Raw genomic sequence first — 13,605 nt, 5'->3', positions numbered from 1 at the left:
ATTCCCGATACGCCTCTCTCCTCCGTCTTGCAGCTCACCACTTCTGACCCCGACTATCGGCACCGCACTACTGACTCACGACACTAGGCACCGCCACCCTGATCGGCCATGCCGCTGACCCTCGTCGACCTGCACTTTTCTGCGACCGGTCCCGGCGCGAAGTCGATCACTCGACAGCGAGCGCGGCTTCCAGCTCGGACCGGATCTGATCACCGCCGCCGGACCGCCAGGCCCGTACCGAATCGGCCCAGTCGCTGATCTTCTTGCGGCCCTGGATGATGTCGTTGAAGTCGCTGTCCATCCGCCGGGTCAACTCGACGCCCTTGTGTGATTCGGTGACCGAGTACCGGTAGAGGGCCGGATTCTGGATCGCGTTGTTGTCCGCCATCGCCAGCATGTGCGCGTAGCACTTCTCCGTCACCGAGGCGTCGTTCGGGTAGTACACGGCGGCTGGGGCGGCGACCAGCGGCGTCAGCAGCAACTGCTCGCGCATGCCCCGCACGGTCTGCACCGGGTCGGAACCCTCGAGCCGGTAGTCCTCGCCCTCCTTGCCGTACACCGCGGTCAGGAACTCGGCACTGCCGAACGGGGCGGCGAGGTAGTTCCAGACCTTGAGCAGGGTCTCGACCCGGTTCTCGTTCCCCTTCGAAATGGCGCCGACGGAGTAGGCCGGCTTGTTCAGATGAAAGACGCCCTTGCCGCCGGTGAAGCCGGGCAGCGGGAGCGCGTCGAGATCGAACGGCGCGTCCGGTTGGCTCTCCCGATGGAAGCGGGACCAGGCCTGGTAGCTGCCGTTGCACAGAAGCACCCGGCCGCTGAGGAAGTGCTGACGGACCTGCTCACCGTTCAGCGCGAACGCATCCGGATGGACGACGCCCGCCTTCCAGAGCTTGATCGACGCGTTGAGGACCTCCTCCTGCTCCGGTACCTCGTAGGCGCGGGTCAGCGCCCCGCCGTCCAGGCGCCACACGTTCGGCAGGCCGAGCATCTGGCCGACGTAGCCGTACGGCACGGTCGCCAGCGCCCAGACCGAATTCCTGCTGTCGGTGACCTCTTGGCAGAACGTGAACAGCTCATCGAAGCTCCCGATCTCTCCGGCGTCGAGACCCCTTTCCTTGATCAGGTCGTTGCGCTGGAACTGCACCATGGACTGCCAGATCCCGCGCGCGGTGGGGATTCCGTAGATCGCGTTGTCGAAGACTCCCGCCCGCCAGGCCTCCGGCGGCAGGTTCGCGAGATTCGGATACTGCTTGACCGCATCGCCGGACAGGTGCTCGGTGAGGTCGACGAACTTCGCCTTCATCAGCTCGGGCAGGCGCGCGACGTTGGCCACCTCGAGCATCGCCGGAAGATCATTTCCGGCGACCATGGTGGCGAACCGGGCCACGTAGTCGACCGACGGAACCTGCTGGATCTCCAGCTCGCTGCCGAGGCTCGCATTGAGGTGCTGCCAGGCCGCGTTCTCGGCGACCGGCGGCCAGGACGGGTAGAAGATCGACAGGATCGCGCTGATCGGGGCACCGTCGCCGGGCGGCTCGGTGACGGTCGTCGGTGGGTCCGCCGGGTAGTGCCGGTAGGCATCGGCGGATCCGTTCTTTCCCTCCAGATCGGGCGTGGTGCCGCGGTACGGGAGGTGGGTCGGCAACGGGACTCGTTCGGCCACCGGTATCGGTCCTTCGGCGGTGCCGCGGGTGGTGCAGCCGGCCAGGCTCCCGCCGCCCGCGGCGAGGGCTGCCGCGGACAGGCCGAAGGTGAGTGCGGAGCGACGGCTGAACGGGGAGGAGATCACTTCGTTGTGCATGAACCATCCATTCTTCGAGGGCGACCAGGGGACGCCGCGCCCACGCTAGGCCGTAGGATCAGCCCGCTGCCATACCCAAGAACGTCATCCACCTGCACTTTTCTGCGAAGAGGTGTCCGATGCCAGATCGGGGCCCGCAGGAGGCCGTCGTGCTCCGGCGCTACGACCTGACGCCGGTACGTGATCACTTCATGTACCCGACCGATCGCTATCCCCGCTGGGTCCTGCTGGCCCCGGTCTCGGGCCGCTTCTCGTACGCGCTGTCGGCCGAGACGGACCAGTCCCGAAGCCGGCCCTTCGGCGCCGCCACCGGTCGGTGCGCCAGCGGCGAACTGATCTTGTGCCCGCCCGGTGTCAGGATCGACCGGGAGCTCCTCGAACCGTCCCGCTTCTGGTTCGCCGAGTTCGATCTGGCCGGGGGACTGGAGCCCTGGTGGCCCGCCGGAAAGGTGTCCGTCGGTGATCGACAGCGGCTGCGGGCGAACTTCCGGCTGCTCGACGAGAGCAGTGCCTGGCGGGATCCCCGCCGCCACCACACCCGCACCCACGTCCTCACCGACGTGCTGCTCACCATCGGCCGGGAACACCAGGCGTCGGCGCGTCCCGCCGACACCGTCGCCGTTCAGGGCGCGGCCCGGCTCGAGCAACTCGTGGCCGATCCCGACAGCTCCGTACAGGCCGTCGCCGACGCGCTCAACCTCAGTGCCACCCAGTTCACCCGCCGCTTCCGCGAGGCGTACGGCGTCCCGCCGATCCGCTACCTCACGGAGCTCCGGCTGGCCAAGGCCCAGCGGCTCCTGCTCGACACCGATCACACCGTCACCGCCATCGCGGAACTATGCGGCTACCGAAGCCCTTTCTATTTCTCCCGCGCCTTCAGCAAGGCCACCGGAGAGTCTCCGGCGAAGTTCCGAGCCTCCCGACGGGTCTAGCCGCAGGCCTCGCGCCTCGGTGGTCACGGGTCCAGCGGGCCGCGGCGTAACAGATCATTTACGTGGCCCACCCTTGCTATTTGCAATCGGTTGCAATAGCGTGCTGGACGAGACCTGGCGAGGCTCGCCACTTGATTTCATTCACCGGAATCACCGTGTTGACAGTCGAATCTCACCGGGGGGACACTCGGGGCCACCACCCCGCGCGGCGAGCGGGTGGAACCCGGGGCAGTGATGCCAGGGGTAGACGCTCAGGGAAGAGGGAGGTGGCATGAGCTCGCAGAGGGCCGACGCTGCAATCGGCGCCGGAAACGAAGAGCCGACCGACGCTGAGCTGCAAGCTCGCGACACGGTCGCCAGCGGCCGCGGCAAGCCCGGCGGCCGGAAGTCGGGGACCCCGCCGGAGCGGCGACTCTCCCTGTTCACCCGATTCTGGCGCGACAAGCCTTTGTTGCTGCTGGCGGTGCCGGGGGTCGTGTTGGTGGTGTTGTTCCACTACATCCCGTTGCTCGGCAATGTGATTGCGTTCAAGGATTATCAGCCGTATCTGGGGATCTGGGAGGCCCCGTGGGTGGGGCTGGAGAATTTCGAGATCATCTTCAACGGGGATCCGTACTTCCTGAACGCGTTGAAGAACACGTTGATCATCTCGCTGGTGCAGATCGTGTTCGTGTTCCCGGTGCCGATCGCGTTGGCGCTGCTGTTGAACTCGTTGCTGGGTGAGAAGATCAAGCGGGTCGTGCAGTCGATCTTGTATCTGCCGCACTTCATGTCCTGGGTGATCGTGGTCGCGATCTTCCAGCACATGCTGGGCAATGCGGGTCTGTATAACACGTGGGCCCGGCAGAATGACTTCTTCACGATGAACATCATCGGTGAGCCGTCGTTGTTCATTCCGTTGATCACGTCGCAGATCATCTGGAAGGACGCGGGGTGGGGGACGATCATCTTCCTGGCGGCGATCTCGCGGGTCGATCTGGATCTGTATGAGGCGGTCGCGGTCGACGGCGGCGGCCGGCTCCGGCAGTTGTGGCATGTGACGTTGCCGGCGATCCGTGGCGTGATCATCTTGTTGCTGATCTTGCGGTTGGGTGATGCGTTGACGGTCGGGTTCGAGCAGATCTTCCTGCAGCAGGGACCGGTCGGGCTGGAGGCGTCCGAGGTCTTGGACACCTACGTCTACAACCGGGGCATCGTCGGCGGTAACTGGGGTGCCTCAGCCGCGGTCGGATTGGTGAAGGGCCTGGTCGGCACGGCATTGGTGCTGGGTGCGAACAAGATCGCCCACATCTTCGGTGAACGCGGCGTCTACTCGACGAAGGACTGAACCATGGCTACCACAAAGTCCACCACGACGTCGTCGCCGCGGAAGCGGCGGAAGCCGGTCACGATCCCGGGCATGTCGCAGAGCGACCGGCTGCGGGCGATCAACGGGGCGAAGCCGCCGAGTATCCCGGTCCGGGCCCTGAAGGGGGTCGTGCTGCTGATCGCGTCGCTGTTGGTGATCATGCCGTTCGTGGCGGTGATCTCGACCAGCCTGGCCGATCAGGAGCAGATCAACGCCGCCGGCGGTTATGTGTTGTTCCCGACCAATCCGACCTTCGCCGCGTACGAGGCGATCTTCAGGGGCGGGGTGGTGACGCGGGCGACGATCGTGTCGATCCTGATCACGGTGGTCGGCTCCGCGTTGTCGGTGACGGTCGTGACGATGCTGGCCTACGCGCTGTCGCGGCCGGGTACGTTCGCGCACCGGCCGATCCTGCTGATGGTGCTGTTCACCATGCTGTTCTCCGCCGGCATGATCCCGAACTACCTGCTGGTGAAGCAGCTCGGTCTGATCGATTCGTACTGGGCGTTGATCCTGCCGACCATGGTGTCGGGCTTCCAGGTGATCTTGATGCGTGGCTTCTTCCTCGAGGTGCCGAAGGAGATCATCGAGGCGGCGAGGATCGATGGTGCCGGCGAGTTCCGGATCCTGACCACGATCATGGTGCCGTTGTCGAAGGCGGCGCTGGCGGTGATCGCGTTGTTCAATGCGGTGTCGTACTGGAACGCGTTCTTCAACGCCGTCCTCTACATCAACTCGACCGAGAAGTGGCCGCTGCAGCTGGTCCTGCGTACCTATGTGGTGGACAACTCCTCGATCGGGGTCGACCTGCCCGGTGATTACATCCCGCCGCAGCAGTCGCTGCAGATGGCGATCCTCGTGGTCAGCCTGGTCCCGATCTGCCTGGTCTACCCGTTCCTGCAGAAGCACTTCGCCAAGGGCGTGATCATCGGAGCCGTCAAGGGCTGATCACTCCGCACCGGAAACCCCGGGCGGGCACACAAGTCGCCGCACAATTGGGGCAGCAATGCAAAGGGGAGAGTTTCCTTGTCCGAACAGGTAAGAGTCGGCATTATCGGCCTCGGCCGAAGCGGTTGGAACATCCACGCCGCCGGCCTCCGGGACCTGACCGACCAGTTCCGGGTGGTCGCGGTCGCCGACCCGCTCCCGGAGCGCCAGCAGGAGGCGGCGAACGACTTCGGCGCGACGACGTACGCCGAGCCGGAGCAGCTGATCGCCGACGAGCAGGTCGAGCTCGTCGTCGTGGCCACGCCGTCGTTCACCCACGTACCGCTCGCCCTGGCCGCGCTCGCGGCGGGCAAGCACGTGGTGATCGAGAAGCCGATGGCGCAGTCGGTCGAGGAGATCGACCAGCTGACCGCCGCGGCCGAGCAGGCCGGCCGGATGGTCACCTGCTTCCAGAACAACCGGTTCGAGCCCTCGTTCCTCAAGATCAGGGAGATCATCGACTCCGGCCGGATCGGCGAGGTCGTGCTGGTCCGCCGCGCGATCCACCGGTTCGCCCGCCGGGCCGACTGGCAGACCCTGCGCGCGAAGGGCGGCGGCGAGCTGCCGAACACCGTGTCGCACTTCCTTGATCAACTGCTGTTGCTGGTCGGGGACAGCCCGGTGTCGGTGTTCGCCGATCTGCGCCGGACCGTGTCGGCCGGCGACGCCGAGGACCACGTCAAGCTGGTGCTGCGGCCGGAGAAGGGCCCGCTGGTCGAGGTCGAGTCCAGCGCCGCGATCGCGTACCCGCAGGATCACTGGCTGATCGCCGGAACCGCGGGTGGCATCACCGGCTCGATGTCCGAACTCAAGGTCCGCTGGTTCGACCCCGCCGCGCTGCCCGAGCTGGAGGCCGACCCGAACACCCCCGAGGGCCGCAAGTACGGCTACACCGAGACGATCGACTGGCAGGAGGAGACGATCGAGGTGCCGCCGCCGGCGCAACGTACCCAGAACTACTACCGGACGATCTACGCCACCTTGCGGGAAGGCGCCGACCTGTTCGTCACCCCGGCCAGCGTGCGCCGCCAGATCGGCGTGATCGCCGAGGCCCGCAACCAGACCGGCTTCCACTGAACTCCAGCCAACCCACTCACCGCGAATTAGGACGACCGTGAAACGCATCGGCTTCATCGGAACCGAGAACTCCCACACCGACCACTTCATCCGGCTGCTCAACGCCGAGGAGCGGCACCCCGGCTACCGCGCCGTCGCTCTCGTCGGCGGCCCGTCGGAACGCAACAACGCGCTCGCCGAGGCCGGCGACATCTCGATCATCGTCGACAACCCGGAGGACCTGATCGGCCAGGTCGACGCCGCGGTGATCTGCACCCGCGACGGGGCCCGGCACCGGGAGCAGGCCGAGCCGCTGCTCAAGGCCGGCCTGCCGGTCCTGATGGACAAGCCGTTCGCCACCACGACCGCCGACGCCGAGGCGGTCATCGTGGCGGCTCAGGCGAGCGAGACCCCGCTGGACTCGTCGTCGGCGCTGCGCTTCGTGCCGGAGATCGCCGAGTTCGCCGCGGCCGCGGACAGCCTCAAGGAGCTGCGCCGGCTCACCGTCTCCGGCCCGGCCGACCCGGACAGCGAGTACTCCGGGCTGTTCTTCTATGGCATCCACCACGTCGAGGCCGCCCTGGAGATCCTGGGCAACCCGGTGATCGGGGCGGACCAGGCCGTCGACGTGACCCGGCGCGGCGACACCACCACCGCCCGCACCTTGATCGGCGACGTCGAGGTCGAGTTCGTCTTCGTCGTGCCGGGCGCCGACTACCGGATCCCGTTCCACGCCCAGCTGATCGGGACCGGCGCGATCATCGCCAAGGAGCTGACCCTCGGCGGTGACTACAACGCGCCGCTGCTGGCCAAGTTCGTCGACGTCTGGGAGAGCCGTACGCCCATTGACGTCGAGCGCCTGCTCAGCCCGGTGAACCTCCTCGCCGCCATCAGCAAGGCGGTCTGACCGAGCAGCTCTGCTGCCGCTTCCCGCGGGCCTGGTGCCCGCGGGGAGCGGCAGTTGCGCGTTTCCGGAGGGCCGGCGGCCACACCCGGTGAAACGGCACGGGTCGCTTCGTGATTCGTGTGTTGACAGTCACACCGAACGTCATCAAGAATCGGTAACGACCGAGAGCAGCAGGGAGGGGCCCTGTGCGGGTGAGGACTGTTCGAGGTGGTTATGAACGACGATCTGGGACGACTGTCGGTGCGGGAGTTGATCATTCGACTCGCGCACACGGAGGACACGATTCGGCGGGCAGCAATCTGTGGCGACCGGGACGACTCCGAACGACAACCGATCAATGGCTCGCTGATCGAGCTGGCGAGGACGGAGCAGCGGATCATCCGCGAACTGCGACAACGTGAGCACACTGTAGACCGTCACGCCTGGCGTCGCGAGCAGCCGCTCGCAGGCTGACCGACGCCGTACCCCGCGCGAGGGATGACCTCGGACGCGAGCCGTCGAAGCTGACCTGGATCGTCCAGTAACAGATCGACGACGATGAGTTGCGCCCCGGCGCTGACGACTTCGCCCAGACCGGAGGCGCAGTCGTCGACCGTGCCGGTGATCGCGACGGACGTCAGGTCGCCCATTCCGAAGTAGTCGTAGCGGCGGTGCAGGGCCTCAGCGGCCCGGGCGCGAGCCGTCGCGGGGTTGTCGTCGACGGCGAGGTAGACCCGTTTGGCCAGGGTGAAGGAGCTCGAGTCGCGCTGGTGCCGGTTCAGCTCGGTGCGGATCGTCGCTGCCTGAGCGGCGAACTGGGCCGTGGTCGAGGAGCCGGCGCCGAGGAAGCCCTGACCGAGCCGGACCGCGCGCCGGAGTGCGTTCGGGTGACTGCCGCCGAGCCAGATCGGCGGGTGTGGCCGCTGCACGGGTTTGGGTTCCAGTGCGACCTCCGGGAGTTGCCAGAAGCGTCCGTCGAAGTCCACGCGTGGCTCGGACCAGAGCCGCTGCATGAGCCGGATCCCTTCGGTGAAGCGCGCGACGAAGCTCGCGGGCTCGACGCCGAAGGCCGAGAAGTTCCGGCGTGCGCCGCCGGCGACCAGCCCGATCTCGGTGCGACCACGGCTCAGCTGATCCAGGCTGGCGATCGCCTTGGCCAGGTGCACCGGATTGTGCAGCGAACTGACGAACATGGCACAGCCGAGCCGGAGGCGTCGGGTGCAGGCCGCGGCGAAACTCAGGACCTCGAGCGGACTCAGCATCGGCAGCGTGCCGATCACCTGTTCACCCGTCCAGGCGCTCTCGAACCCCAGCTCCTCGGCCTCGGCCAGGTAATCGCGGAGCCGGTCCGGATCGAACGAGGCGCCGGTGGCGACCTGCGGCATCGAGACGGCGAACCTCATGGCTCAGCCGCCGAGCCGTCGGCGCAGCCAGGTTCCCGCCTCGGCGATGGCGGCGTCGGCCTCGGGGATGCGCCCGGCCATCAGCTGGTACGCATGCTGCATCTCCTCACCGACCCGCAGTTCGACGTCGACACCCGCCTGCCGGGCCCGCGCGGCGAACAACTCGATGCTGTCCTTGAGGGTCTCGTGGCTGCCATAGGTCAGGAAGACCGGTGGCAGTCCGGCGAGCTCGGCGTACAGCGGGTTCGCCAGCGGATCGGTCGGCGGCCGGCCGCCGAGGAAGATCGGCCCGAAGCCGTGCACCAGGTCCCGCGAGATCGCGACGTCCTCGGTGGCGTTGCCGTCGTACGACACGCCCCGGCCTTCGAGGTCGTACCAGGGGGAGAAGGCGACGACGGCGCCGGGCACCGGCCGCTGGTCCCGGTGAAGCGACAGGGCCAGCGCCGTGGCGATGTTGCCACCGGCGGAATCACCCGCGACGGCGATCTGCTCCGGCTGGAGTCCTTGATCAAGAAGCCAGTCGTACGTGGCCCGCGCATCCTCGAGCTGGGCCGGGTACGGGTGCTGCGGCGCCAGCCGGTAGTCCGGGATCAGGGCGAGACACCCGGCCGCCTTGCCCAGGTGGCCGCCTACCTTGCGGTGGCTGTCCTTGGAACCGCTGACGAAACCGCCGCCGTGGAAGTAGATGATCACGCGGTCGGTGGCGCACCCCTGTGGGCGCGCCCAGAGAGCCGCCGAGCCACCCGCGTCGACCTCCTCGTAGTCGACCTCCGTGGGTTCCGCGGCCAGGCACGCCGTGCCGTCGAGGCCGCTCAGGTCGAGGCCCGGCTGGGCCGCCATGATCTTGGCCATCAGGCCGGCCACCGTCTTCGGTGCGCAGGCCTGGTAGGTGTCGCGCAGGCTCAGCCATTCCTTGCTCGCCATCTCGCTGCCTCTCCCTCGAGTTAGTTATCCAACTAACTTAGTCGGATCCGGGGTCGAGGTCTATGCTGTGAGTGAGATGACTGACTCGGCACAGGTTGATCAGGACGCACCGGCCGCGCGCCCCGGCAAACGGGAGCGGCTGATCGAGGCCGCCTGCGATCTGCTGTATCGGCAGGGCTTTGCGAGCACCACGCTGGCGCACATCGCGCAGGCGGCCGAGGTGCCGGTGGGCAACGTCTACTACTACTTCAAGACGAAGGACGACATCGTCGCCGCCGTCCTCGAGTTCCATGCCGAGCGGCTCGCCGCCGGTGTCGAGGAGTTGGAGCGGCGCCACCACAGCCCGCGGACCCGGCTCAAGGCGCTGGTCCGGCTGCTGGCCGGCCGCCGCGACACCATCGCGCGGCACGGCTGCCGCTATGGCACGCTCTGCGCGGAGCTGGCCAAACGTCCGGACGGGGCCGACCCCCGGTCCGCGCCACTGCTGAAGATTCCCCTCGACTGGGCCGAGCGGCAGTTCCGGGAGATGGGCCGGCGCGATGCGGGCGACCTGGCCGTCGAACTGGTGGCAGGCTTCCAGGGCAGCGCCCTGCTCAGCAGCACGTTCGGGCAACCCGACCTGATGAGCCGGCAGGCGCGCCGGCTGGAGCGCTGGATCGACGCGCTGGAACTAACGGGGTAGCCGCCGCAGCACCTGCCCCGGACGGGCCGGCGTCTGGCGGCCGTCGGTGATCACGGGGGTCCCGTTGACCAGCACGTGCCGGATGCCGTCCGGCCGCTGGGCGGGTTCCAGGAAGGTGGCGCGGTCGATCACGGTCGCCGGGTCGAACACCACGACGTCGGCGGCCAGGCCTGGTCGCAGCCGGCCGCGGTCGGCGATGCCGATCCGGTCCGCGGCGTCCCCGGTCATCCGGCGGATCGCCGAGGCGAGGTCGAGCACGCCGAGGTCGCGGACGTAGCGGCCGAGGACTCGGGCGTGCGCACCGTAGGCGCGGGGGTGCGGCTTCCGATCGATCCGGTACGGCAGCGCCGACCCGTCGGACCCGATCAGGGCGTACGGCTGGCGCAGGAAGGTCACCATGTCGGCCTCGGTCCGGTAGCGCAGCACGACCTGCACCCGGTTGCCGCCGGCCCGGCACAGGTCCAGCACCAGGTCGGGCTCCGGCCGGCCCAGCTCGGCGGCCGCCTCGGCGACGGTCAGCCCTTCCCGGGCACCGCAGAGGCCATCGGTCCGCGACAAGATCACCCGGTCCCACAGCCAGGGCACGCCGCGGCCCCAACCCCGGGCCAGCTCGGTCGACGCGCGGCGCCGGGTCCCCGGATCGGCCAGCCGCGTCGCCATCGTCGGGACGCCGCCCGCCTGCACCCAGGCCGGCAGGTACTGGGTCAGGGCCGAGGCCGACGCGTCGTACGGATAGACGTCGTAGGCCAGGTCGACCCCGTCGCGGCGGAGCCGGTCGAACACCGCGACCAGGTCCGCCGCCCCGCCCCACCGGTCCGGGTGGTTGATCGCCAGGTGCGAGTACTGCACCCGGACCCCGGTGCTGCGGCCGAGCAGCGCGGCCTCCTCGATCGAGTCGACGCCCTCGTGCCGGGCGTGGCTGGCGTACAGGGCTCCGGCCCGGGCCAGGGTGTGGCACAGCTCGACCAGTTCCGCGGTCTCGGCGAAGGTGGACGGGACGTACGTCAGTCCGGTGGACAGCCCGAACGCGCCCTGGTCCAGCAGGTCCGCCAGTAACCGCTGCTGGGTCCGGACCTGGTCGGCGTCGACCCGGTCGGCCATCCCGGCGGCCGCGATCCGGAGCGGGCCGTGGCCGACCAGCGGCGCGACGTTGATCGCGACGCCACGTTCGGCGAAGGCAGTCGCGTAGCCGTCCAGGTCGGTCCAGTCCGGATCGATCGGGTCGTCGCCGATGCCGGCCAGCAGCTCGAGTTGATCATGGCGGTGCGAGTGATCATGGCGGCGCGGTTGATCATGGTGCCGGGCCGCCAGCGGGTACGGGGAGAAGCCGCAGTTGCCGGTGACCTCGGTGGTGACGCCCTGATGGATCTTGCTCTCCGCGCGGCCGTCCAGCAGCACGCTGACGTCGGAGTGGGTGTGCACGTCGATGAAGCCGGGCGCCACGACCTGACCGGCGGCGTCGATCGGCTCCGCTCCGGCGACGCTCTCACCGGGCGGCAGCAGCGCCTCGATCCGGCCGTCCTTGATCAACAGGTCGGCGGCCCGGCCCGGGGCACCGGTGCCGTCGATCACCGCACCGCCGGAGATCAGCAGGTCGGTCATGATCAACCCGCCGGGCGGCGGTCGGCGATCCGGCGGGCCGGGACTCCGGCATAGATCCCGTACGGCTCCGTGTCGCGGGTCAGCACGCCGTTGGCGCCGAGGATGCAGCCGGTCGCGATCGAGACGCCCTGCACCACGGTCGCGTTCGCGCCCAGCCAGACGTCGTCGGCGATGGTGATCGGCGCCGAGGTGGCGGGCGCCAACGCCATCGGCTGCTGGTGTCGGGCCGGGTCGTGCTGCACCGAGGTGATCACGACGTGCGCGGCGATGTTGCAGTACGCCCCGAGCCGGACCCCGCCGCCGCCGTAGAGCGCGCAGCCGGCCGCGAAGTGGCTCTTCCGGCCGACGCTGATCACTCCGTCCGGGCCGCCGACCGACAGGTAACCGCCGGGGTAGAAGTCGACCTCGGCGGCCAGTTCGAGCCTTCCGCTGCCCTGCAGGAAGCAGTTCGGGAAGAACGAGCTGTCCGGCCCGATGATCACCTCGGTGGAACCCTGGCTGTAGAAGCCGCGGCCGAGCCGGACCCGGTCGCCGACCCGGAACAGCTCGGGATGCTCGATCTGGACGTCCGGTTCGATCACCACGCCGGTGCCGCACTCGGCGAACCGGTCCTGCAGTCGTTCGGTCACGCGTCCTCCCATTCCCGCAGTACGGTCTCGACGAGGTCCTCCCCGGTGCCCGGGCGGGTCCAGGAGGTCGGGCTGCGCCACGTCTCGTACCCGCCCTCGGCGAACGCCCGCCGGGTCGGCAGGTAGCCGAGATGATCGTTCGCGAGTCCGATGATCGCGGTCACCCGGTGCGGCGAGCGTTCCTTGAGTCGCAGTCCGTGCTCGACGAACACCTCGCCGGGCAACGCCACGAGGCCCAGGTCGCCGATCGTGATCAGCCCGATCGCGATCGGCCGTTCGGCCGGCAACGCGTCCAGCTCGAGCAGGTTGCGGGCGAACCGTTCCGCGAGCGGGGCCGGCACCGGATTCCCTGCTGCGTAACTGAACCACGCCTCCGGAACCCCGGTTCCCTGAGCCTGTCGAAGGGCCGCGATGATCTTGTCGGCCAGCTCCCGGTCGTCCTCGGTGACGGGGTAGCGGTGGGCCGTGAAGGGCAGGTTCCGCGCGTCCACCGTGACCGAGGCCGATCGCTCGACCAGCGCGGTGGCGGCGACCGCCGCTCCGGCGACGGCGCGGGCGACCAGGATCGCCCGCCGGGTGCCGGTGATCGGGACCCGGCGCCGCGGGTCGACGTTGTTGATGTCGCCCGACGCGCCGTTGCACAGCACCGCGATCACGTCGGCGCCGAGCTGGGCCCGGACCGACGCGGCGAACCGGCCGTAGTAGTCGGAACTGATCATGGTCTGGTCGTCGATCCCGACATAGTGCAGGGAGAGGTTCGCCCAGAGCGCGATCGGCCGGCCGTCGGTGTCCTCGGCCAGCAGAGCGGTGACGGTCGGGTCGGTCGGGCCGGCCGGCCGCGGCTCGCCGGGCCGGTCGCCCCAGTGGGTGATCGCGAAGCCGTCGTCGGTCAGGTAGCGCCGGTTGAAACAGATCCCGTCGACCGTGGCCGTACCGATCGCGACCGTGGCCGGCCTCAGCCGGGCGCAGGCCAGGATCGCGGACTCGGCGATCCGGCCGGGCAGCTCGGCGAGATAGTGCGGGTCGACGGCGGCGCCGGTGCCGGTGCCGGTCGGGATGGTGGCCGGACCGGTGTGGGTGTGGGTGCTGGAGATCACGATCCGGTCGGCCGGGACACCGGCCCGGTCGGCGATGATCGACTTCGCCGCGTCGGTGAGGGCCGCCGGCAGGTAGATCAGATCGCAGGTGATCAACACCGCGGGTGCGCCGTCGGCCTGGACGGCGATCGCCTTGGCCAGCAGGGGACTCTCCACGCCGGTGGCCGGCCGGGTCTCGAACAGCCCGGCCAGCTCGGTGCCGAGCGGGGGCGTGAGGTCGGTCTCGGCCGCCCCGACTCGGAGCTGGGAGTCGGTCAC

13 protein-coding genes are annotated in these 13,605 nt (G+C 68.9%); 7 read left to right on the top strand and 6 right to left on the bottom strand.

The features are described from left to right. Positions 1–166 precede the first annotated feature (166 nt). Positions 167–1,801 (bottom strand): extracellular solute-binding protein, encoded by a 1,635-nt coding sequence (locus tag ACFQU4_RS12260; protein ID WP_377491741.1) that lies wholly within the window; start codon positions 1,799–1,801, stop codon positions 167–169. A 119-nt stretch (positions 1,802–1,920) separates the two neighbouring features. On the opposite strand from ACFQU4_RS12260, the gene ACFQU4_RS12255 reads away from it, so the two are divergent. From ACFQU4_RS12255 to ACFQU4_RS12230, 6 genes are all read left to right on the top strand, one after another. Then, a complete protein-coding gene (locus tag ACFQU4_RS12255; RefSeq protein ID WP_377491738.1) occupies positions 1,921–2,733 on the top strand; it encodes a helix-turn-helix transcriptional regulator in 813 nt (270 codons plus the stop codon). A gap of 271 nt (positions 2,734–3,004) precedes the next feature. Then, a complete protein-coding gene (locus ACFQU4_RS12250; protein ID WP_377491735.1) occupies positions 3,005–4,060 on the top strand; it encodes an ABC transporter permease in 1,056 nt (351 codons plus the stop codon). A 3-nt stretch (positions 4,061–4,063) separates the two neighbouring features. Next, a complete protein-coding gene (locus tag ACFQU4_RS12245; protein ID WP_377491732.1) occupies positions 4,064–5,029 on the top strand; it encodes a carbohydrate ABC transporter permease in 966 nt (321 codons plus the stop codon). Positions 5,030–5,107: 78 nt separating this feature from the next. Beyond that, the gene (locus tag ACFQU4_RS12240) at positions 5,108–6,145 is read left to right on the top strand and encodes a Gfo/Idh/MocA family protein (protein WP_377491729.1); all 1,038 of its coding nucleotides are present in this window, start codon (positions 5,108–5,110) and stop codon (positions 6,143–6,145) included. Between the two features lie 37 nt (positions 6,146–6,182). After that, entirely contained in the window at positions 6,183–7,031 is an 849-nt protein-coding gene (locus ACFQU4_RS12235) for a Gfo/Idh/MocA family protein (RefSeq protein WP_377491726.1), read from the top strand. 213 nt (positions 7,032–7,244) lie between these two features. Next, positions 7,245–7,484, top strand: coding sequence for a hypothetical protein (locus ACFQU4_RS12230; protein WP_377491723.1), 240 nt, complete (start codon positions 7,245–7,247; stop codon positions 7,482–7,484). Here ACFQU4_RS12230 and ACFQU4_RS12225 read toward each other — a convergent pair. Together ACFQU4_RS12225 and ACFQU4_RS12220 are read right to left on the bottom strand one after the other, a co-directional pair. Further along, positions 7,448–8,413: an LLM class flavin-dependent oxidoreductase gene (locus ACFQU4_RS12225; RefSeq protein ID WP_377491720.1), complete on the bottom strand. Its 966-nt coding sequence runs from the start codon at positions 8,411–8,413 to the stop codon at positions 7,448–7,450. The two genes, ACFQU4_RS12230 and ACFQU4_RS12225, sit on opposite strands and share 37 nt — an antisense overlap. A gap of 3 nt (positions 8,414–8,416) precedes the next feature. Next, positions 8,417–9,337, bottom strand: a complete 921-nt coding sequence (locus ACFQU4_RS12220; protein WP_377491717.1) for an alpha/beta hydrolase — start codon at positions 9,335–9,337, stop codon at positions 8,417–8,419. A 76-nt stretch (positions 9,338–9,413) separates the two neighbouring features. On the opposite strand from ACFQU4_RS12220, the gene ACFQU4_RS12215 reads away from it, so the two are divergent. Next, complete coding sequence (locus ACFQU4_RS12215; RefSeq protein WP_377491714.1) at positions 9,414–10,019, top strand: TetR/AcrR family transcriptional regulator; 606 nt, start codon at positions 9,414–9,416, stop codon at positions 10,017–10,019. Here ACFQU4_RS12215 and ACFQU4_RS12210 read toward each other — a convergent pair. From ACFQU4_RS12210 to ACFQU4_RS12200, 3 genes are read right to left on the bottom strand one after another with little or no spacing between them, the layout of a single operon-like run. After that, positions 10,008–11,621, bottom strand: coding sequence for an amidohydrolase family protein (locus tag ACFQU4_RS12210; RefSeq protein WP_377491711.1), 1,614 nt, complete (start codon positions 11,619–11,621; stop codon positions 10,008–10,010). The two genes, ACFQU4_RS12215 and ACFQU4_RS12210, sit on opposite strands and share 12 nt — an antisense overlap. Positions 11,622–11,623: 2 nt before the next feature. Next, positions 11,624–12,250 carry an acyltransferase gene (locus tag ACFQU4_RS12205; RefSeq protein ID WP_377491708.1) on the bottom strand — a complete coding sequence of 209 codons (627 nt, stop codon included), beginning with the start codon at positions 12,248–12,250 and terminating at the stop codon, positions 11,624–11,626. Further along, positions 12,247–13,605: a hypothetical protein gene (locus ACFQU4_RS12200; RefSeq protein ID WP_377491705.1), complete on the bottom strand. Its 1,359-nt coding sequence runs from the start codon at positions 13,603–13,605 to the stop codon at positions 12,247–12,249. The genes ACFQU4_RS12205 and ACFQU4_RS12200 overlap by 4 nt, the downstream gene beginning before the upstream one ends.

Source organism: Microlunatus sp. GCM10028923 (assembly GCF_042666975.1).
In the GTDB taxonomy this organism is placed as follows: domain Bacteria; phylum Actinomycetota; class Actinomycetes; order Propionibacteriales; family Propionibacteriaceae; genus Microlunatus.
The sequence above is the reverse complement of the archived record's forward strand: the minus strand, read 5'-3'. Positions and strand labels throughout refer to the sequence as shown.

Bases quoted from the DNA above. Each gene is read 5' to 3' on its own strand.
- ACFQU4_RS12260 (WP_377491741.1), bottom strand. From the start codon at position 1,801: ATGCACAACGAAGTGATCTCCTCCCCGTTCAGCCGTCGCTCCGCACTC.
- ACFQU4_RS12215 (WP_377491714.1), top strand. From the start codon at position 9,414: ATGACTGACTCGGCACAGGTTGATCAGGACGCACCGGCCGCGCGCCCC.
- ACFQU4_RS12210 (WP_377491711.1), bottom strand. From the start codon at position 11,621: ATGACCGACCTGCTGATCTCCGGCGGTGCGGTGATCGACGGCACCGGT.
- ACFQU4_RS12250 (WP_377491735.1), top strand. From the start codon at position 3,005: ATGAGCTCGCAGAGGGCCGACGCTGCAATCGGCGCCGGAAACGAAGAG.
- ACFQU4_RS12230 (WP_377491723.1), top strand. From the start codon at position 7,245: ATGAACGACGATCTGGGACGACTGTCGGTGCGGGAGTTGATCATTCGA.
- ACFQU4_RS12245 (WP_377491732.1), top strand. From the start codon at position 4,064: ATGGCTACCACAAAGTCCACCACGACGTCGTCGCCGCGGAAGCGGCGG.
- ACFQU4_RS12225 (WP_377491720.1), bottom strand. From the start codon at position 8,413: ATGAGGTTCGCCGTCTCGATGCCGCAGGTCGCCACCGGCGCCTCGTTC.
- ACFQU4_RS12220 (WP_377491717.1), bottom strand. From the start codon at position 9,337: ATGGCGAGCAAGGAATGGCTGAGCCTGCGCGACACCTACCAGGCCTGC.
- ACFQU4_RS12255 (WP_377491738.1), top strand. From the start codon at position 1,921: ATGCCAGATCGGGGCCCGCAGGAGGCCGTCGTGCTCCGGCGCTACGAC.